Origin of the sequence: Streptomyces endophyticus (assembly GCF_035798155.1) — a bacterium.
Taxonomy (GTDB): domain Bacteria; phylum Actinomycetota; class Actinomycetes; order Streptomycetales; family Streptomycetaceae; genus Streptomyces; species Streptomyces endophyticus.
Map to the genome: position 1 here is coordinate 46,580 of NZ_JAOZYC010000196.1, position 20,322 is coordinate 66,901.

General features: G+C 71.8%; 14 protein-coding genes. 6 read left to right on the forward strand and 8 right to left on the reverse strand.

Annotation, left to right across the window (positions count from 1 at the left end; genetic code table 11):
* Positions 1-151: 151 nt before the first annotated feature.
* The 3 genes from OKJ99_RS39420 to OKJ99_RS39430 all read right to left on the reverse strand — a co-directional run bounded on the left by OKJ99_RS39420 (position 152) and on the right by OKJ99_RS39430 (position 3,292).
* Positions 152-751: a TetR family transcriptional regulator gene (locus OKJ99_RS39420; protein WP_326023250.1), complete on the reverse strand. Its 600-nt coding sequence runs from the start codon at positions 749-751 to the stop codon at positions 152-154.
* A 25-nt stretch (positions 752-776) separates the two neighbouring features.
* Entirely contained in the window at positions 777-1,793 is a 1,017-nt protein-coding gene (locus OKJ99_RS39425; RefSeq protein WP_326023251.1) for an aldo/keto reductase, read from the reverse strand.
* 68 nt (positions 1,794-1,861) lie between these two features.
* Positions 1,862-3,292 carry an MFS transporter gene (locus tag OKJ99_RS39430; RefSeq protein WP_326023254.1) on the reverse strand — a complete coding sequence of 477 codons (1,431 nt, stop codon included), beginning with the start codon at positions 3,290-3,292 and terminating at the stop codon, positions 1,862-1,864.
* 101 nt (positions 3,293-3,393) lie between these two features.
* Here OKJ99_RS39430 and OKJ99_RS39435 point away from each other — a divergent pair, with 101 nt between their 5' ends.
* On the forward strand, positions 3,394-4,278 hold the full coding sequence (locus OKJ99_RS39435) for a helix-turn-helix transcriptional regulator (protein WP_326023256.1): 885 nt from the start codon (positions 3,394-3,396) through the stop codon (positions 4,276-4,278).
* On the opposite strand, the gene OKJ99_RS39440 is transcribed toward OKJ99_RS39435, so the two are convergent.
* Together OKJ99_RS39440 and OKJ99_RS39445 are read right to left on the reverse strand one after the other, a co-directional pair.
* Positions 4,273-5,742 carry an MFS transporter gene (locus OKJ99_RS39440; protein WP_326023258.1) on the reverse strand — a complete coding sequence of 490 codons (1,470 nt, stop codon included), beginning with the start codon at positions 5,740-5,742 and terminating at the stop codon, positions 4,273-4,275. The two genes, OKJ99_RS39435 and OKJ99_RS39440, sit on opposite strands and share 6 nt — an antisense overlap.
* Positions 5,743-5,876: 134 nt before the next feature.
* Entirely contained in the window at positions 5,877-7,301 is a 1,425-nt protein-coding gene (locus OKJ99_RS39445; RefSeq protein ID WP_326023260.1) for an MFS transporter, read from the reverse strand.
* Between the two features lie 100 nt (positions 7,302-7,401).
* Between OKJ99_RS39445 and OKJ99_RS39450 the strand changes: the two genes are divergently transcribed.
* A complete protein-coding gene (locus OKJ99_RS39450; RefSeq protein WP_326023262.1) occupies positions 7,402-8,259 on the forward strand; it encodes a helix-turn-helix transcriptional regulator in 858 nt (285 codons plus the stop codon).
* Positions 8,260-8,321: 62 nt separating this feature from the next.
* Complete coding sequence (gene dusB, locus OKJ99_RS39455) at positions 8,322-9,449, forward strand: tRNA dihydrouridine synthase DusB (protein WP_326023264.1); 1,128 nt, start codon at positions 8,322-8,324, stop codon at positions 9,447-9,449.
* Positions 9,450-9,631: 182 nt separating this feature from the next.
* Here the strand turns inward: dusB and OKJ99_RS39460 are convergent, their stop codons facing one another.
* The gene (locus tag OKJ99_RS39460) at positions 9,632-11,587 is read right to left on the reverse strand and encodes an amylo-alpha-1,6-glucosidase (RefSeq protein WP_326023266.1); all 1,956 of its coding nucleotides are present in this window, start codon (positions 11,585-11,587) and stop codon (positions 9,632-9,634) included.
* The gene (locus tag OKJ99_RS39465) at positions 11,584-12,960 is read right to left on the reverse strand and encodes an MGH1-like glycoside hydrolase domain-containing protein (RefSeq protein WP_407700852.1); all 1,377 of its coding nucleotides are present in this window, start codon (positions 12,958-12,960) and stop codon (positions 11,584-11,586) included. Before OKJ99_RS39465 ends, OKJ99_RS39460 begins: the two co-directional genes overlap by 4 nt.
* A gap of 125 nt (positions 12,961-13,085) precedes the next feature.
* Here OKJ99_RS39465 and OKJ99_RS39470 point away from each other — a divergent pair, with 125 nt between their 5' ends.
* Together OKJ99_RS39470 and ppdK are read left to right on the forward strand one after the other, a co-directional pair.
* Entirely contained in the window at positions 13,086-14,288 is a 1,203-nt protein-coding gene (locus OKJ99_RS39470) for an ROK family protein (protein WP_326023268.1), read from the forward strand.
* 417 nt (positions 14,289-14,705) lie between these two features.
* A complete protein-coding gene (ppdK, locus tag OKJ99_RS39475) occupies positions 14,706-17,423 on the forward strand; it encodes a pyruvate, phosphate dikinase (protein WP_326023269.1) in 2,718 nt (905 codons plus the stop codon).
* Between the two features lie 136 nt (positions 17,424-17,559).
* On the opposite strand, the gene tnpB is transcribed toward ppdK, so the two are convergent.
* Positions 17,560-19,077, reverse strand: coding sequence for an IS607 family element RNA-guided endonuclease TnpB (tnpB, locus tag OKJ99_RS39480; RefSeq protein WP_326023271.1), 1,518 nt, complete (start codon positions 19,075-19,077; stop codon positions 17,560-17,562).
* A gap of 263 nt (positions 19,078-19,340) precedes the next feature.
* Between tnpB and OKJ99_RS39485 the strand changes: the two genes are divergently transcribed.
* The gene (locus OKJ99_RS39485) at positions 19,341-20,267 is read left to right on the forward strand and encodes an oxidoreductase (RefSeq protein WP_326023273.1); all 927 of its coding nucleotides are present in this window, start codon (positions 19,341-19,343) and stop codon (positions 20,265-20,267) included.
* Positions 20,268-20,322 lie beyond the last annotated feature (55 nt).

The following is a 20,322-nucleotide window of genomic DNA, read 5'->3' on the forward strand; positions in this document are numbered from 1 at the left end:
ATGTTTGGCAGGGCCTCCCGGCCGAACTTGACCCATGGCCAACGGTATTACTGCTGGTGCGCGCCGTATACCCGACGGTGAGTACCGACGACGGCCTTCCGGTTGTGCCGAAATTGTTCGCAAAGCATGGCCGAGAGCACGCGCCGGTCGGTCAGGAGACCCCTGGCCGACAGGCCACGATCCCGCGCACGACGAGGGACACCACCGCGTCGAAGGCGGGCCCCGCGTCCGGACGCGACCACTCGGGCGCGTAGACCGGGTCATGGAAGTGGGCGGTCGCCTCGAAGACGGCGCGGGCCGTCGCGGGGAGGTCGGAAATATCGAACTCTCCGCAGGCCACGCCCTGTTGGAGGATCGCGGTCAACTGGCTCGTGAGTTCCGCGATATGGGCGTCCACCACGTCGTTCTGCTCGCCCGTCAGGACGGAGTACGTGGCGAACAGCTCCGGGTCGTCGCCCGCCTTGTGGCGCTTGGCCTCGAAGAGGGTCGAGAGCCAGTGGCGCAGCTTGACGGCGGGGGGCTCGTCGGCCGCGACGACCTCGGCGAGCCGTGCCGTCGTGCGATCCAGCCAGCGCTTCGTGACTGCGCCGCGCAGGGCCGCCTTCGTCCGGAAGTGCCGGTACACCGAGCCGTGGCTGACCCCGAGCGCGCGCGCCACGTCGACGACCGTCGCCTTCGCGGGGCCGTGCCTGCGCAGCACGTCCTCGGTCGCGGCGAGGATGCGCTCGGGGGTCAGGGTCTCGGGGGCCATGGCTACGAAGCTACCGGGCCGCTGATCAGCGCTCGCTGTCGAGGTGTGCCATCTGGGCCGCCGGGTAACGGTCGCCGGCCGCGGCGTCGGCGGGCACGGCCTCCTCGATGGCGGCGAGGTCGGTGGCATCCAGTGTCACGTTGAGTGAGCCCAGGGCCTCGGTCAGGCGGTCGCGGCGGCGGGCGCCGATCAGCGGGACGATGTCCTCGCCGCGACCGGCCACCCACGCGATCGCGATCTGCGCGACGCTGACGCCCTTCTGCTCGGCGATCTTGCGCAACTGCTCGACCAGGTCCAGGTTGTGCTGGAGGTTCTCGCCCTGGAAGCGCGGGCTGAAGGCACGGAAGTCGCCCGCACCGAGCTCGCGGTCGCGGGTGAAGTGGCCGGAGATCAGACCGCGCGAGAGCACGCCGTACGCGGTCACGCCGATGCCCAGCTCGCGGACCGTCGGCAGGATCGAGTCCTCGATGCCGCGCGAGATGAGCGAGTACTCGATCTGGAGGTCCGAGATCGGGGCCGTCGCCGCCGCCCGGCGGATGGTGTCCGCGCCGACCTCGGACAGGCCGATGTGGCGTACGTAGCCCTGCTCGACGAGCTCGGCGATGGCGCCGACCGTCTCCTCGATCGGCACCTCCGGGTCGAGGCGGGCGGGCCGGTAGATGTCGATGTGGTCGACGCCGAGGCGCTGCAGCGAGTACGCGGCGAAGTTCTTCACCGCCTCGGGGCGGGCGTCGTAGCTGTTCCACGCGCCGTCCGGGCCACGCAGGGCGCCGAACTTCACGCTGGTCAGCGCGTTCTCCCGGGCCGCCGCGGGGGCCGTGCGCAGGGCCTCGCCGAGCAGCATCTCGTTGTGGCCCATGGCGTAGAAGTCGCCGGTGTCGAGGAGCGTGACCCCGGCGTCGAGCGCGGCGTGCACCGTGGCGATGGACTCGGCGCGGTCGGCCTCGCCGTACAGCGCGGACATCCCCATGCAGCCGAGGCCGAGGGTGGCGGTGCGGGTGCCTGTGGTGCCGAGGGTGCGGGTGGGGAGGGCGGTGCTCATGAGGGCTCCTTCGGGTGGGTGCCTCCAGCGTCGCATGACAACTGACAGATTTCAATATCTGTCATCTGTCATGCGATCCGGCGCGGCAGTCGCACGCTCAGCAGCGTCGTCAGCGCCACCGCCGCGAGCTGGACCAGCAGTGTCAGCACCAGGGCGGCACGCATGCCCAGGCCGGGGGCCAGGGAGAGGAACAGCGAACCCAGCGTGGCCACGCCCAGCGCGAGCGCCGCCTGCTGCGTCGTCGTCAGCACTCCGCCGGCGACGCCCGCCCTCGCCGCGGGGACCTCGGAGAGGATGATCCGGAAGAGGATCGGGAGCTGGAGGGCCTGGCCCACCCCGAGGAGCACCGCGCCCGGCAGCATCTCCAGGATCCCGAGGTCCGGCCACGCGCGCCACGCGGCGAGCGCGATCAGCGCCACCCCGGCCGCCTGGAGCAGACCACCCGCCGTGACGACCCGCGCGCCCCAGCGGGCCACCAGGCGCGGCCCCGCGAGCGAGGTCACGAAGAAGACCCCGGCCGCCGGTGCCAGCGTCAGCCCGGCCTCCGTCGCGCCGAGGCCCGCGCCGCGCTGGAGCGCCACCGCGATCACGAACATGAACCCGCTGAAGCCGGCGGAGAAGGGCACCACCATCACCAACCCGCGCCGCAGCGATGCGAGTTGGAAGAGGGGCGGCGGCACGAGGGGGGTGCGCCCCGCGCGGTCAGCCGCGCGCTCCACCGCGTAGAAGGCGTACGCGAGGAACGGGAACGCCGCCAGGCACAGCCACGTCCACAGCGGCCAGCCCGCCGCCCGGCCCTCGGTCAGCGGGGCCAGCAGCGAGATCAGGGCGAGCGCGAGCAGTACCGTGCCGGGCACGTCGACCGGTTCCGGCCTCTCGGAGCGGGTCTCGGGGACCGTACGGGCGGCGAGCACCAGGGCCAGGAGCACCACCGGCACGTTCACCAGGAACACCGAGCGCCAGCCGGTGCCGAGGAGGTCCGCCGAGACGAGCAGGCCGCCGAGTACCTGGCCCGCCACCATCGAAAGGCCGGCCGTCGCCCCGTACTTGCTCATGGCCCTCGCGCGGTGCGGGCCGCTCGTCGTGGCCTGGATCGTGGCGAGGACCTGCGGCAGCATCAGCGCGGACGCGGCGCCCTGCGCGATCCGGGCCGCGACCAGGGCCCACGCGGTCGGCGCCAGTCCGCAGGCCAGCGAGGTGAGGCCGAAGGCGGCCGTGCCGAGGACGAACAGGCGGCGGCGCCCGAGGAGGTCGCCGAGCCTGCCGCAGAGGACGAGCAGCACCGCGTACGTGATCCCGTAGCCCGCGACGACGAGTTCGAGGACGGGTTCGCTCGCGTGCAGATCGCGGCCGATGGTGGGCAGGGCGACGTTGACGATGAAGAAGTCGATCAGGGGCAGGGCCGCGCCGAGCAGCACGGTGAACAGGCCAAGGGCACCGAGTGCCGGCGGGGTCTGCGCGGCGGCGCGAAGCTGCGGTGGCCGGGTGTGGGTCGTCATGCCAACGAGCCTTGTCCGGTCCGCAGACGGGTACCAGAGTGTCCTTATCCTGGTAGAAGCGCTACCTGGAAACAGGATCCGGCCGGGTCCATCCTGGGGGAATGGCCACGATGACACGGGACGTACCGGATGTGCGGGACAGCGGTTCGGCCGACATCCGGCGGCACGAACTGGCGGCCTTTCTGCGCAGCAGGCGCGAGCGGATCCCGCCCGAGGAAGTGGGGCTGCCGCGCGGCCGGCGCCGCCGCACTCCCGGGCTGCGCCGCGAGGAGGTCGCGCACCTCTCCGCGGTCGGTGTCACCTGGTACACGTGGCTGGAGCAGGCCCGCGACATCCACGTCTCCGCGCAGGTCCTCGACGCGCTCGCCCGGACGCTGCGGCTGGACGCGAGTGAACGGGCCCATCTGTTCGGCCTCGCGGGAGCCATCGACCCGACACCGGCGGCGAGCTGCGCCACCCTCACCCCCGAACTGCTGGACCTGATGGACCGGTTGGAGCCCGTCCCCGCCTGCGTACAGAACAGCAGGTACGACATCCTCGCCTACAACCGCACCTACGGGATGCTGCTCTGCGACCTCGACGAGATCCCGCCGGAGGACCGCAACTGCATGCTGCTGGCGTTCACGCACGAGGAATGGCGCTCCTCGATCGTCGGCCTCGACGACGTGCTGCGGACCATGGCCGCCAAGTTCCGCTCCGGCATGGCCGAGCACCTCGCCGAGCCCGCCTGGAAACTGGTCCTCAAGCGGCTCACCGAGGAGTCCGCCGAGTTCCGTGAGCTCTGGGAGCGGCACGAGGTGGTGCAGTCCGTGCCCAGCAAGGTGAAGCGTTTCCACAACCGGCACGTGGGTCCGGTCTCCGTCGTCCACACCGACCTGTGGCTGGGCCGGGACCGCGGCGCCCGCATGGTCACGTACACACCCGCGGACGCCGTGAGCGGCGAACGCCTCGAAGCGCTCGGGAAGTTGGCGGCCGCCCGGTCATGAGCCGGTGGCCGCCCTGGTCACCGCCGCGTCCTCCGCGTTCTCCAGGCGCTCCGCCGTCCGGCGTGCCGTCTCCCGGGCCCAGTGGCCGCTGGTCAGCGCGCCGAGGAGGAGGACCGCGAGGCCGCAGCCCGCGATGATCCACCAGCAGGAGCGGCTGGCCTCGACGAAGGACTTCGCGTACGAGGATTCCGCGACGCCCGAGGCGAGCACCGCGCCGATCACCGCGACGCCGAGGGTCTGGCCGATCTGGCGGCTGGTGGAGGCGACCGCCGCCGCGACGCCCGCCTGGGCGCGGGGCATTCCGGAGACCGCGGTGTTGGTGATCGGGGCGTTCACGAAGCCGAAGCCGATGCCGAACAGGACGTAGCCGATGAAGAGCGTGACGTTCGAGGTCTCCGCGTCGAACGCCGCGAAGAGGACGCCGCTCGCCGTCATCATCACGCCCGCGACGAGGAGCGGGAGGCGCGGGCCGCGGCTGCCGACGAGGCGGCCGGAGAGCGGGGCGCACACCAGCGTCATCGCCGCCATCGGCAGCATCCACAGGCCCGCGTGCAGGGCGTCGAGGCCGCGTACGTCCTGGAGGTAGAGGGTGGAGAGGAACAGGAAGCCGCCGAGCGCCGCGAAGCCGCAGACGGCGATGACCGTGGCGCCGCTGAACGGCGCCGAGTGGAAGAACCGCAGGTCGATGAGGGGTTCCTCGCGGCGCGGCTCGTAGAGCAGGATGCCGATCAGGGACGCGGCCGCGAGCGCCGCGAAGAGCAGGATCCGCACCGAGGTCCAGCCCGCGTCGGGCGCCTCGATGATCGCGTACGTGAGCGATCCGAGCAGCGTGATGATCAGGAGCTGGCCGACCGGGTCGGGGCGGCGGGCCTTCGGGGCGCGGGACTCGGGGACGTAGCGGATGGTGAGCAGGAGCGCCGCGAGGCCGACCGGCAGGTTGATCCAGAAGATCGAGCGCCAGCCGACCGAGTCCACGAGCAGCCCGCCGACCAGCGGGCCCGCGGCCATCGAGATGCCGACGACGCCGCCCCACACGCCGATGGCACGGGCCCGTTCGCGCGGGTCCGTGAAGGTGTTGGTGATGATCGACATCGCGACCGGGTTGAGCATCGAGCCGCCGACGGCCTGCAGCATCCGGAACGCGACCAGGGACTCCAGGGTCGGCGCGAGCGAGCAGGCCACGGAGGCGACCGTGAAGACGGTCAGGCCGATCTTGAAGACCTTGCGGCGGCCGATCCGGTCGGCCGTCGAACCGGCCAGCATCAGCAGCGCCGCGAGGACCAGCGTGTAGGCGTCGATCGTCCACTGCATGCCCGAGAGCGTGGCGTCGAAGTCCTTCGCCATGGAGGGGAGGGCGACGTTCAGGACGGTGTTGTCGAGGCTGACGATCAGCAGGCTCATGCAGCAGATCGCCAGGACGAGCATCCGCCTGCGGTGGGTCAGGGTTTGTCGTGCATCGGGCATGTGTCCGACGGTAGCCGGATCTGCTGTGGGGCGAGCACGTGAGGCGGGCCGGGCCACTTCAAGCCCCTGCGGCGATTGAGCAGCGGGGTCCGGGGCGGAGCCCCGTGCGTCGAGGCGGAAGGCCCCGGGCGACCTCAGCCAAGCCCTCGCGGCAACCGCAACGCCAACACCGCCAACCCGACCAGCCCCACCGCCTGCACCGCCAGCACAACCACAAGCGCCACCCGCATCCCCACCCCCGGCACCAGCGCCACGAACAACGACCCCAGCGTGGCCACCCCCACCGCAAGGCACGCCTGCTGCACCGTCGCCGCAAGCCCACTGCCCGCCCCTGCGCGAGCGGCCGGCACCGCGCCGAGGACGATCCGGTAGTAGAGCGGAAGCTGGAGACCGGTGCCGATGCCGGTCAGGGCCAGCCCCGGCGCGAGCATCAGCGGCGTGATCCGGTCCCACGGCACCCACAGCGCGGTGAGGGCGAACGCGGTGAGCCCCGCGATGTGCGACACGGCGCTCACCACCAGCGTCCGCGAGCCGAGCCTCGCCACCAGCCGGGGCGCGAGCGTCGAGGCCGCGAACTGCGCCACCCCCATCGGTACCAGCGTCAGACCCGCCTCCAACGGGCCGTAGCGCAGGCCCTGTTGAAGGGTGACGGCGGTGACGAACATCCAGCTCGCGAACCCGATGAAGATCGGCAGACCGAGTACGAGGCCGCGCCGCACCGCGGGCGCCGCCACCAGCGAGGGCGGCAGCAGCGGGCTCCCGCCGGATCGTTCCGCCCGCCGCTCCACCGCCACGAACGCGAGGACCAGGAACGGCGCCGCGACCAGCGAGAGGACCGACCACGCCGGCCAGCCCGTCGCCCGCCCCTCCGTCAGCGGCAGCAGCAGCGCGGTCAGCGACGCGGCGAGCAGCGCCGTGCCGGCGAGGTCGCCGCGCGCGGGCCGCTCGGCGCGGCTGTCCGGCACGGCGCGCACGGCGAGCAGCAGCGCGAGGACGACGACCGGCACGTTCACCAGGAACACCGCGCGCCAGCCGGTGCCGAACACATCGGCGGCCACCAGGAGACCGCCCGCCACCTGCCCGAGCACGATGCCGACGCCGCTCACGGACCCGTACAGGGACACCGCCCGGGTCCGGCGCGCCCCGCTCGTCGTGGCGTGGATGGTGGCGAGGACCTGCGGCAGCAGCAGCGCGGACGCGGCGCCCTGCGCGACCCGGGCGCCGACCAGGGTCCACACGCCCGGGGCGAGCCCGCAGGCCAGCGAGGCGAGCCCGAAGGCGGCGACCCCGGCGAGGAACAGCCGCCTGCGCCCGAACGTGTCGCCGAGCCGGCCGCCGAGCACGAGCAGCACGGCGTACGCGACCGCGTAGCCGGCCACCACCATCTCCAGGCCGGCCGGGGAGGCGTCCAGGTCCCGCTCGATGCTGGGGAGGGCGACGTTCACGATGAAGAAGTCGATCATCGGCAGGGCGGCGCCGAGGAGGACGGTGAGGAGGCCGACGCGGCCGAGCCGCGGTGCGTCCCGCGTCGGAGGCGCGGTGGTGGTGAGGGTGCTCATGGGTCGACCATCGCCGGACACTCAGCCTAGTACCAGAGTCTCCTCATCCTGTTACAGGCTGTACCTGGCAACCGGATGGGCACCGGGGCATCCTGGTGGCATGTCGACCCGCCCCGTCTCCGACGATCCGCGCCGCACGGAACTCGCCGCGTTCCTGCGCAGCCGCCGCGAGCGGATCCCGCCGGAGCGGGCCGGGCTGCCGCGCACCGCGCGCCGTCGCACCCCCGGCCTGCGCCGCGAGGAGGTCGCGCACCTCTCCGCGGTCGGCGTCACCTGGTACACGTGGCTGGAGCAGGGCCGCGCGATCAACGTCTCGTCCGCCGTGCTCGACGCGATCGCCCGCGCCCTCCAGATGGATCCGACCGAGCGCGCCCACGCCTTCGCGCTCGCCGGCACCACCGACCCGCGCGCGGAGACCGTCTGCCCGGCCGTCACGCCGACGATGCTGCGCCTCATGGAGACCCTGGCGCCCTACCCGGCGTCCCTGCAGAACGCCCGTTACGACGTGCTCGCCGCCAACCGCCACTACGCCGACGTCTTCGGCGACCCCGCCGAACTCGCCCCCGACGAGCGCAACTGCATGTGGCTGCTCGCCATGAGCGACCGGTGGCACGAGCAGTTCCTCGACCGCGACGAGATGCTGCGCGACCTGGCCGCCAAGTACCGCACGTCGATGGCCGAGCATGTCGCCGAACCCGCCTGGAAGGCGCGGGTGGCGCGGCTCCTGGAGGAGTCGGCGGAGTTCCGCGCGATCTGGGAGCGGCACGAGGTCGCGCCGATGGTCCCGCACGTCAAGCGGTACCGGCACCCCGAGGTGGGGCTGCTGCGCCTGGAGCACCGCAACCTGTGGCTGTCGCCGGAGAACAGTGCGTACCGCCTGGTCGCGTACGTTCCCGCGGACGAGGAGACCGCCGGGCGCCTGGAGAAGCTGGCGGACCTGACGGCCGTGCCGGGCTGAGCGGGGAGTGAGGGACAATGGATGCTTGCCCCCACTCGTCGTCCGTCCCGGAGAGCCCTGAGATGTCCGCTCTGACCATCGGCCCCCACCAGGTGCAGCCCCCCGTGGTGCTCGCACCCATGGCGGGGATCACGAACGCGCCGTTCCGCACCCTGTGCAGGGAGTTCTCGGGCGGCAAGGGCCTGTTCGTGAGCGAGATGATCACGACGCGGGCGCTGGTCGAGCGCAACGAGAAGACCATGCAGCTCATTCACTTCGACGAGAGTGAGAAGCCCAGGTCCATCCAGCTCTACGGGGTCGATCCGGCCACCGTCGGCAAGGCCGTCCGCATGATCGCGGAAGAGGATCTGGCCGACCACATCGACCTGAACTTCGGCTGCCCGGTTCCGAAGGTGACGCGCAAGGGCGGCGGCTCGGCGCTTCCGTACAAGCGGAACCTGCTGCGCGCGATCCTGAAGGAAGCCGTGTCCGGGGCGGGCGACCTCCCGGTCACGATGAAGATGCGCAAGGGCATCGACGACGACCACATCACGTTCCTCGACGCGGGCCGGATCGCGGTCGAGGAGGGCGTCACGGCGATCGCGCTGCACGGTCGTACGGCGGCCGAGCACTACGGCGGCACGGCGGACTGGGACGCGATCGCGCGCCTGAAGGAACACGTCCCGGAGATCCCGGTGCTCGGCAACGGCGACATCTGGTCGGCGGACGACGCGCTGCGGATGGTCCGTGAGACCGGGGTCGACGGGGTCGTGGTCGGGCGCGGCTGCCTGGGGCGGCCGTGGCTGTTCGCGGATCTGGTGGCGGCGTTCGAGGGGCGCGAGGAGCGGGTCCGGCCGACGCTGCGGGTGGTGGCCGACGCGATGGTGCGGCATGCGGGGCTGCTCGGGGAGTGGATCGGTGACGAGTCGCGTGGCGTCATCGACTTCCGCAAGCACGTGGCCTGGTACCTCAAGGGGTTCGCGGTCGGCGGCGAGCTGCGCAAGCGGCTCGCGACCACCTCGTCCCTGGAGGAACTCCGGTCCGGTCTCGACGAGTTGGACCTTGACCAGGGGTGGCCTGCGGGGGCCGATGGGCCTCGCGGCCGTACGTCGGGGAACGGCCGAGTGGTCCTCCCGGACGGGTGGCTGAAGGATCCGTATGACTGTGCGGGGATCTCGGAGGACGCGGAACTCGACACGTCTGGGGGGTGACGGGTCTTCCGTTGCGCGGAGCAGTGGTCACGGCCACGGGGCTCCGCCCCGGACCCCGCTGCTCAATCGCCGCAGGGGCTTGATTTACCGGCACCGGTCGGTGGCCGTCGCCGACTTGGGCAATCTGCCGCCTTGGGCGGCAGGGTGGGCAAGGCGGCCCACGGTGCCGCGCAAGCTGTGCGTCAGGCGCCCACCGCGGTGAGTAGGGCCAAGGGCGTCGCCGCTGAGCGGGACTCACGGGCGCACGCGTGCGGGTAGGGCACCGGTGCCGGGTACGACGTGCGTGCGTAGCCCGCCACCACCTCCGGCAGACGCCCGCCGCAGGCGCTCGCCGCGGAGATCAGGCCCGCCGCCACCACCCGCGCCTCGTCGTGCAGCCCGTAGCGGGCGAGGCCGAGGGCGATCAGGGCGTTGTCGTGCGGCCAGACCGAACCGCGGTGGTAGGAGAGCGGGTGGTACGCCGCCTGCCCGGAGGCCACCGTGCGGACGCCCCAGCCGGAGAAGAAGTCCGGCTCCAGCAAGCGGCGCCCGACCGCGTCCCCGTACTCCTTGTCCAGCAGGCCCGACCACAACAGGTGCCCCGCGTCGGAGGCGAGTGCGTCCAGCTGGCGTCCCTCCCCGTCCAGCGCCAGCGCGGGAAACCCCTCCTCCGCCATCCAGAAGTCCCGTACGAATCGGTCCCGCAGGTCCGACGCCGCCTGCTCCAGCAGATCCGCGTACACCGCGTCGTCCCACACGGTCCGCGCGAGCGTCGCCGTGCGCCGAAGTGCGTCGTACGCGTAGCCCTGTGCCCCGGCCGCCATCACGGGGCCCGTCGCCCGGCCGCCGTCGGCCGAGCAGATCGCGCCGGGGGAGTCCTTCCAGTTCTGGTTGGCGAGGCCGCCCCGGTCGGCGCGGTAGACGAGGTAGCCGCGCGACGTGAGCCCACCGTGGTCGAGCATCCAGCCCACCGCCGCCCGCGCCTGCGGCTCCAACCGCCGGGCGAGCGCCACGTCCGCGGTCTGTTCCACGTAGGCCCCGAGCAGCACCAGGAACAGCGGCGTCGCGTCCACAGAGCCGTAGTAGCGCCCGAACGGCACCTGCCCGAAGTGCGCCAGCTCCCCGTGCCGCACCTCGTGCACGATCTTCCCGGGCTGCGCCACCGCCCCCTCCACGGGCTCGGTGGCCTGCGTCGCGGCCAGGACGGGGAGCGTCGCCGCGGCCAGTTCCGGCCGGTACGGCAGCGCGAAGAGCGAGGTCAGCACCGCGTCCCGGCCGAGCAGTGTCAGGAACCACGGCACCCCGGCCGCCGGCACCAGATGCCGCTCCCCGTCGGGCCCGGCCGCCGGCACCCGCAGCACCGCCAGATCGGCCAGACCCCGCGTACAGGCGTCCGCGAGCTCGGGCCACGCGGCCGGCAGCTCGACGCCCTCCGTGAACTCCCGCACCGTGTCGGCCAGTTCGGACGCCACCGCCGCGGGACTCGCCGCCGCCCGCACCGGCTCCGCACCCGAGGGACGCGCCACCACGCGCAGCGTCAGTTCCGCGCCGCCCTGCCCCGCGAGGTCCAGCGTCCACACGAGGCGGCGCGCCCCGGTCCCCGTCTCCTCCACCCCGTCCGGCGCGGGCTCGCTCGTCACCGTCGTCGACGAGCGCCAGTCACCGCGCGTGTACGTGAACTCCACGCCGTTGTCGAGGACTTCGCGCGTGCGCACCGCCCCGGTCTTCGCATACGTGCGGTGGTCGGAGCGCAGCTCGAACTGGTCGGTGAAGTCGGCGTCCACCGTGAGCGCGATCCGTACTGTCGTCGGCACCGGACGGTTCGAGACGACCTTCAGGAGCTCCACGAACGAGCCCTCCGCCACCGCCTGTTCGCGGAACAGCGTGTACGCCGACGGCTCCTGGCGCCCGCCGCGCGGCACGAGCACACAGCGGCCGATGCCCTCCTCCTCGTACGACATCGGGGTCAGGACCTCGGGCGCCGCCCCGTCGACCGTGAGCTGCCAGCGGCACAGGTGGCGCGCGTCCCGGACGAACAGGCCGTCCGGCGAGGAGCCGTCGCGCACCGCGGTCAGTGCGCCGGACGGGTCGGTCGCCGCGAACGTCCCTCCGTGCACCAGGAGTTGCCGTCCCTGCCCGTGTCCGTGCCCATCCGTCATCGTGACGTCCTCTCGGCCAGTAGATCCAGCGTCAGCGCGGCCGTCCAGCCGAAGCCACGGGCGCCGCGGCCCGCCCCCGTACGGGGATCCACGTACTCGGCGAAGTCCGAGGCCCCCGCGACGTCGAGCATGGCGGCGCGAAGGCGCCCGGCCCGCGCGTGCTCGCCGTGCAGGCGAAGGCCGTGCTCCAGAAGCCAGTTGGTGTTGAACCAGGCGGGGCCGCGCCAGTAGCGGTGCGGGTCGAAGGCCGGCCCGAGCAGGTCGTAGCTGGGCGCCATCCGCACCAGGTCCCCGACGCCGAAGTGCGGTCCGCACGCCGTGTCCACGAGCGCCCGGCCCACCTCGCGCGGCAGCGTCGGCAGGATCAGCGGCAGCAGCCCGGAGATGCCGTACTCACGGACGAGCCCGCCCCCGGCCTCGCCCTCGACCCCGCCTCGTAGATCCCGGCAGAAGAACATTCCGGCCTCCGGATCCCACAGGCGCCGCACGAGCGCCGCCGTCAGCCGCTCCGCGCGCGCGTGCCGCGCCGTCCCCGCCGCCCCCAACTCGCAGGCGATACGGGCGAGTGCGTGCTCGGAGGCGGCGAGGAGCGCGTTGAAGGCCGGGTCCTCGACCGCGAAAGCGGCCAACTCGCCGCTCCCGTCGGCGTATTCGGCGTCCCGGTAGTCGCTCGCCAGCCGTACGTACCGTCCGTAGTCGAGGTCCGTCGGCCGGTCCTGCGCCGCGCCGTGCTCCAGGTCCGCGCGGCGGAACGCCCGGGCGGGGGAGACCCGGCGGAGCGGGGCGTCCCAGCACGGGCTGTTGTCCATGCCCTGCTCCCAGGGGTGGATCACGCTGACGAGGCCCGCGCCGCCGTGGTCGCGGCGGTGCAGGAGGTAGCGGTGCCAGGCGGCGAGGGCCGGGTACACGCGCGCCAGGAAGTCGCGGGAGCGGGAGAGGCCGGGGTCCGCGCGGTGCACCAGCCAGGCGGCCAGCGCGTGCACGGGCGGCTGCACGATGCCGGAGGTCTGCACGGAGGCCGGGGCGCCCGCGGCGCGGCCCGCGGTGGAGGAGCGCCAGAAGTCGGGGCTGGGGAAGTAGGCGTCGGGCGCGACGGCGGGGTTGAAGACGATGTGCGGGATCCGGCCGTCGCCCCACTGCGCGGCGAGGAGCGTCTCCAACTCGCCCTGGGCGCGCAACGGAGAGACATGGCGCAGGCCGATCGCGATGAACGCCGAGTCCCACGACCACTGGTGGGGGTAGAGCGTGCGCGAGGGGACGGTCGAGGTCCCCGTCCAGTTCGCGTCGAGCACGCGCGCGGCGCGGTCCCGTAAGGAGGAGCGGGGCCGCGCGGGCCGCAGCGCTCCTCCGCGCCGCTCGGTCGTGTGCTTCACGGGCTCTCCCACACCTCTTCCAACGGGTGTCGGTTACGCGGTTCACCGCATAGGGTTACGTCTATTTAACACGCAAAACCCAGAATGTAACGCACAGTTGATGAAAGCAAGGGGGCCGGAACGGCATGGCGGGGAATCAGGCGAGCGCCGGAGAGCTGCTGCACCTGGTACGCAGCGGCAGAGCGACCACGCGAGGCGCACTCCAGGAGGTCACGGGCCTGTCCAGGGCCACGGTCGGCCAGCGCCTCGACCGGCTCTTCCGCGCGGGCTGGCTGCGCGAGGGCGCCGCGGGGCCGGTCAACTCCCGGCTGGGCGGCCGCCCTTCGATCCGCCTGGAGTTCGACGACGCCCACGCCGTGGTGCTCGCCGCCGACCTCGACACCCGGCACGCCCGCGCCGCCGTCCTGTCCCTGACCGGCGAGGTGCTCGCGGAGCACATGGACACCCTCACGGTCGACGACGGGCCCGAGCGGGTGCTGTCCCAACTGGGCGGCTGGTTCGGCGACCTGCTGCGGAAGGCGGACCGCTCGCCCGGCCTGGTGTGCGGGATCGGCCTCGCGGTCCCGGGCCCCGTCGACTTCGACTCCGGCCGGGTCGTCCAGCCGCCGATCATGCCCGGCTGGGACGGCTACGACATCGCGGGCCGGCTCGCCCGCGCGGCCGCCGAGGGCGCGGGCACCCCGGCGGACGTCCCGGTCCTCGTCGACAACGACGCCAACCTCATGGCATACGGGGAACAGCGCACCGGCCACCCCGACTGCCGCGCCTTCGCCCTCGTCAAGGTCTCCACCGGGATCGGCGCGGGCGTCGTCGTGGACGGCGCGATCTACCGGGGCATCGACGGCGGCGCGGGCGACATCGGGCACATCCGCGTGCCGGACGGCGCGGACGCGCTGTGCAAGTGCGGCTCGTACGGCTGCCTGGCCGCCGTCGCCAGCGGCCGGGCGGTGGCGCGCCGGCTCAGCGGGGTGGGTGTCCCCGCGGCGTCGGGCTCCGATGTGCGCGAGCTGCTCGCCGCAGGGCACCCCGAGGCGCTGCGGCTCGCGCGGGAGGCGGGGCGCGGTGTCGGCGAGGTCCTCGCGACCGTCGTGACGCTCCTCAACCCCGGCGTTCTCATGATCGCCGGAGATCTGGCCGGAACTGCCTTCCTCGCGGGCGTACGTGAACTCCTGTATCAACGGGCCCTGCCCCGCTCGACCGCGCACCTGGACGTGGTCACGTCCCGGCTCGGCGAGCGCTCGGCGCTCATCGGAGCGGGAGCGCTGGTGGTGGAGGAGCTGTACGCCCCCGCGCGGGCCGAGCGGCGGCTGGCGGCGCTGGGCCTGTGACGCGCCCGTTTCGTCCCCCGAGGGGCGTCCGCATGCTGGAACGGGACCGTCCGGGAGCCGTTTCAAACGGCGTGATTCTCGCCACCTCTGATCGGGGTTGCGCTCAGATGAGCGATTAAAACCCGTCTGCACTTCTCCAAGCCCTGGCACTCAGTGCCACCGCTCGATCATTTATGACCTGAACGCACAAACGAGCAGAGTGCGCTCATGTGAGCAATGGGAGGGGTCTACGGGGGTAGTCTCTTCAAGTCTTGAACGCATGGGTAATGGGGCCACCTACCGTCCAGTGCTTTCGATCTCCTGGCGGACGGGTGGTTACGCCCGTATGACGGCTGAGTGGACGTACCCACAGGCCTTGGATCTGGGTATGTTCCTCGCCGTCAGGGCAGCCACCCGAGCCTCGAGGAGTCGAGACCCGTGTCGGAAAACAAAGATTCTCAGGTAGTGAAGTTCGTTTACGACTTCACCGAGGGGAACAAGAACCTCAAGGACCTCCTCGGCGGCAAGGGTGCGAACCTCGCCGAGATGACCAACCTGGGCCTTCCCGTTCCTCCGGGCTTCACGATCACCACCGAGGCCTGCAAGGTCTACCTCGACAGCGGCGAGGAGCCGGTGGCACTCCGTGACGAGGTCAGTTCGCACCTCGACGCGCTCGAGAAGAAGATGGGGAAGAAGCTCGGCCAGGCCGACAACCCCCTTCTGGTGTCGGTCCGTTCGGGCGCGAAGTTCTCCATGCCCGGCATGATGGACACCGTCCTCAACATCGGTCTCTCCGACAAGTCGGTGCAGGGCCTCGCCAAGCAGGCCGGCGACGACCGCTTCGCGTGGGACTCGTACCGCCGCCTCATCCAGATGTTCGGCAAGACCGTCCTGGACGTCGACGGCGAGCTCTTCGAGGACGCGCTGGAGAAGGCCAAGGAGGCGAAGAAGGTCACGGTCGACACCGACCTGGACGCCGCCGACCTCAAGAAGCTCGTCACGCGCTTCAAGAAGATCGTCAAGACCGAGGCCGGGCGCGACTTCCCGCAGGACCCGCGCGAGCAGATGGACCTCGCCATAAACGCGGTCTTCGAGTCGTGGAACACCGACCGCGCCAAGCTGTACCGCCGCCAGGAGCGCATCCCCGGCGACCTCGGCACGGCGGTCAACGTCTGTTCCATGGTCTTCGGCAACCTCGGCCCGGACTCCGGCACGGGCGTCGCCTTCACCCGCGACCCGGCCAGCGGCCACCAGGGCGTCTACGGCGACTACCTGCAGAACGCCCAGGGCGAGGACGTCGTCGCGGGCATCCGCAACACCGTGCCGCTCGCCGAGCTCGAGCAGATCGACAAGAAGTCGTACGACCAGCTCATGCAGATCATGGAGACCCTTGAGAACCACTACAAGGATCTCTGCGACATCGAGTTCACCATCGAGCGCGGCCAGTTGTGGATGCTCCAGACCCGCGTCGGCAAGCGCACCGCCGGTGCCGCCTTCCGCATCGCGACGCAGCTCGTCGACCAGGGCCTGATCGACGAGGCCGAGGCCCTGCAGCGGGTCAGCGGCGCGCAGCTCGCGCAGCTGATGTTCCCGCGCTTCGACGACGAGGCGAAGGTCGACCTGCTCGGCCGCGGCATCGCCGCCTCTCCGGGCGCGGCGGTCGGCAAGGCGGTCTTCGACTCGTACACCGCCATCAAGTGGTCGCGCTCCGGCGAGAAGGTCATCCTGATCCGCCGCGAGACCAACCCCGACGACCTCGACGGCATGATCGCCTGCGAGGGCATCCTCACCTCCCGCGGCGGCAAGACCTCGCACGCGGCCGTCGTCGCCCGCGGCATGGGCAAGACCTGTGTCTGCGGCGCCGAGGACCTGGAGGTCGACACCAAGCGCCGCCGGATGACCATCGGCGAGACGATCGTCGAAGAGGGCGACGTCGTCTCCATCGACGGCTCCACCGGCAAGGTCTACCTCGGCGAGGTGCCGGTGGTCCCCTCCCCGGTCGTCGAGTACTTCGAGGGCCGGATGCACGCCGGCGCCGACGACGCCGACGAACTCGTGGGCGCCGTGCACCGGATCATGGCCTACGCGGACCGAGTACGCCGCCTGCGCGTACGCGCCAACGCCGACAACGCCGAGGACGCCCTGCGCGCCCGCCGCTTCGGCGCCCAGGGCATCGGCCTGTGCCGCACCGAGCACATGTTCCTCGGCGACCGGCGCGAGCTCGTCGAGAAGCTGATCCTCGCCGACACGGACGGCGAGCGCGAGGAGTCCCTGAAGCTGCTCCTGCCGCTCCAGAAGCAGGACTTCGTCGAGCTGTTCGAGGCGATGGACGGCCTCCCGGTCACCGTCCGCCTGCTCGACCCGCCGCTGCACGAGTTCCTCCCCGACATCACCGAGCTGTCGGTCCGCGTCGCGCTCGCCGAGTCCCGCAAGGACAACAACGAGAACGACCTGCGCCTGCTCCAGGCCGTGCACCGGCTGCACGAGCAGAACCCGATGCTGGGCCTGCGCGGCGTCCGCCTCGGCCTCGTCATCCCCGGCCTGTTCACCATGCAGGTCCGCGCCATCGCCGAGGCCGCCGCCGAGCGCAAGAACGCCAAGGGCGACCCGCGCGCCGAGATCATGATCCCGCTCGTCGGCACCGTCCAGGAGTTGGAGATCGTCCGCGAGGAGGCCGACCAGGTCATCGCGGAGGTCGAGGAGCAGACCGGCATCAAGCTGAAGCTCGCCATCGGCACCATGATCGAGCTGCCCCGCGCCGCCCTCACGGCCGGGCAGATCGCCGAGGCGGCGCAGTTCTTCTCCTTCGGCACCAACGACCTCACGCAGACGGTCTGGGGCTTCTCCCGGGACGACGTGGAGGCCAGCTTCTTCACCGCGTACCTGGAGAAGGGCATCTTCGGCGTCAGCCCGTTCGAGACGATCGACCGGGACGGCGTCGGCTCGCTGGTGAAGTCCGCCGTCGAGGCCGGCCGTGCCACGCGGCCCGACCTCAAGCTCGGCGTCTGCGGCGAGCACGGCGGCGACCCGGAGTCGGTCCACTTCTTCCACGAGGTCGGGCTCGACTACGTCTCCTGCTCCCCGTTCCGCATCCCGGTCGCCCGCCTGGAGGCGGGCCGCGCGGCCAGCACCTCGCAGGGCAGCGACCACCGCTGACCGGGATCCGATCTCCGGGGCCGCCGCGAGTCCCCGACCCTCACCGATTCGCGGCGGCCCCGGTATCCACGAAGGGCGGCACCTCTGTGCGGGGGGTGCCGCTCTTTTCCGTTCGTACGTACCGATGCTTTGACCATCAGGATGTCTCAGCAATCCCGGTGTTTCTGCCGGGATGGTCCGTAACGGTCTCGCCGGGGTGCGGTGTGCGCTCCGGTGTCCTGTTGACGGTCTCCCGTTTCCTTCCCGCCCGGGGGCCGGGGATCGCGCCGCCTGCCCGCCCCGTCCCGGCCTGACGGCGCGGGCGGGTGGTGCGGGTCTTGTGGTCGGCTCCACGGGGTTTCGATCCCACCACGGTGGGATCCAGGTCTCCGGCCACTCCGGTACCTGACCTGCTGGTGGTGCGGGCCGCGAGGGCGACCAGGTTGCGTGCGGCATTCTCGTCCCGGTCCAGGACGAGACCGCAGGCATCGCACGCGAAGACCCGCACGCTGAGGGGCAGTTTGGCTTTCACCACACCGCAGCGGGAGCAGGTCTTCGAGGAGGGATACCACCGGTCGGCGACGACCAGACGCGTGCCGCGCCGACGGGTCTTGTAGGTGAGCTGGCGGCGGATCTCACCGAAGGCGGCGTCGGCGATCCGGCGCGACAGGCGCCGGTTGCGGCCCATCCCGGCCACGTTCAGGTCCTCGACGACGATCGTGCCGTACTGGTCCGACAGGCGGGTGGTGAGCTGGTGCAGGGTGTCCTCGCGCAGGTTCGCCACCCGGTGATGGATCGTGTTGCGTGCCCGGTTGGCCTTCTCCCAACGCTTGGAGGGCTGCTGCCCGGTGCGCCGGTCGGGCCCCTGGCGGCGCGAGGCGACCCGGTTGGCGCGGCGCAGCTGTTTCTGAGCACGGTCGAGGTGGCGGGGGTTGGGTTCCTGTCCGCGGTTCCCGTCGCTGTCCGCGAGGACGGCGAGCGTTTTGATCCCGAGGTCGATGCCGACCGCCGCGTCCGGACGGGCGACCTTGAGCAGCTCGTGGCGCTGTTCGACCTGGAGGGCCACGAACCAGCGCCCCCGTTCCAGGCGGACGGTCGCGGACAGGATCCGCAGCTGCCCGGCATCAACAAGCGCGCGCAGGCGGGAGACGTCCTCGTGGAGGCGGACGGTGCCGATCCTCGGCAGTGTCACATGGCGGCCGTCCGCCTCTATGCGGATCGTGCCGGTGGTGAAGCGGCAGGACAGGCGCGCCTTCCGCTTCACCTTGAAGCGGGGGACTCCCATCCTGGGCCCCTTGCGTCTGCCGCTCTTGGATTTCGCGTAGTTGTCGAACGCGGCGGAGGCGTTGGCCAGGCCGGTGTTGTAGGCCTCCTTGGAGTTCTCCTGCCACCAGCCGGCGAACCGCGCATCGGTGTGCTTGGCCGCGTTGAACGCTTTGCGCAGCGCGGGAAGCGACCACGACCGCCACGGCGTGAGCTGGTCTTCGTCGATGCCGTAGGTCTGCTCGGCCCTGCGCTGCCACCACACGGATGTGACGTACCCGACCGCCCAGTTGTAGGCGGCCCGAGCCGCGCCCGCGTGCGAGTGCAGCCGGCCCATGGCCGTGGCGTTCGGATCCAGGGCGAGCTGGTGCGCCAGGACCGTGAACCCCGGCCGCGCCGTGAACTTCCGCATCCCCATCCCGTACCCCCTGACCCGTCTTGCTGCTTGCCCCGGCCCCACGAGCGCGGTCATATCGTCCAACGAGACACCCGCCGCCAGGACACGTGATCGACGACAGAAAACCTCTTCTCCTCCCCCGGAGCGCCACAGCTCCAAGCCGTCCCTCGACCGATATCCCGCCAGAATGTTCACTGACAAGACCAGATATTCACTAAGCACAACCGCAACTGTTGCTGACCCCCACAGACGACATCCCCCCGAAGGAGAGCCGACCCATGAGCGGCTGGAGCGCGACCGACATCCCCGACCAGCATGGCCGTACGGCCGTGGTCACCGGAGCCAACACCGGCATCGGCTACGTCACCGCACGCGAACTGGCCCGCGCGGGCGCCCACGTGGTCCTCGCCTGCCGCAGCGAGCTGCGGGGCACCGCGGCCCTGGAGCGGCTCACATCCGAAGTGCCGGGCGCGGAAGCCGAGTTCGCGCCGCTCGACCTCGGCGACCTCGCCTCCGTACGGGCCTTCGCCGAGGCCCGCCAGGACCACCCGCTCGACCTCCTCGTCAACAACGCGGGCGTGATGGCCCTCCCGTACGGCCGCACCGCCGACGGCTTCGAGACCCAGTTCGGCGTGAACCACCTGGGACACTTCGCGCTGACCGGGCTGCTGCTGCCGGCCCTGCTCGCGGCGTCCGCACCCCGCGTCGTCTCCGTCTCCAGCGGGCTGCACGCCCTCGCCAACATCGACATCGCCGACCTCAACAGCGAGAAGAAGTACGGGCGTTGGGTCGCCTACGGGCGGTCCAAGACGGCCAACCTGCTGTTCGTGCACGAGCTGGCACGGCAGGCGCGGGCGGCGAACGCGAGCCTGGTGGTGGCCGCCGCGCACCCCGGCTACGCGGCCACGGAGCTACAGGCGCGCAGCGCGCAGATGGAGGGCCGCAAGGGCATGGAGCGGTTCTTCGAGGTCGGGAACCGGTTCTTCGGGCAGCCCGCGGCGTCCGGAGCACTGCCGACGCTGCGCGCGGCCACGGCCCCCGACGTACGCCCCGACGACTTCTACGGCCCGCGCGTGGCGATGTGGCGCGGCGCCCCGGTCAAGTCCTGGCGGGCGTCGTGGACGGTCAACGACGCGGCGGGGGAGCGGCTGTGGGCCGCGTCGGAGCAGCTGACGGGCGTGGACTTCAAGGCGCTGGGCCGGTAAAGACGCCGGACCGGCGCCCCCTCCAGCAGGGGCGCCGGTCCGACGTCGGTCATCG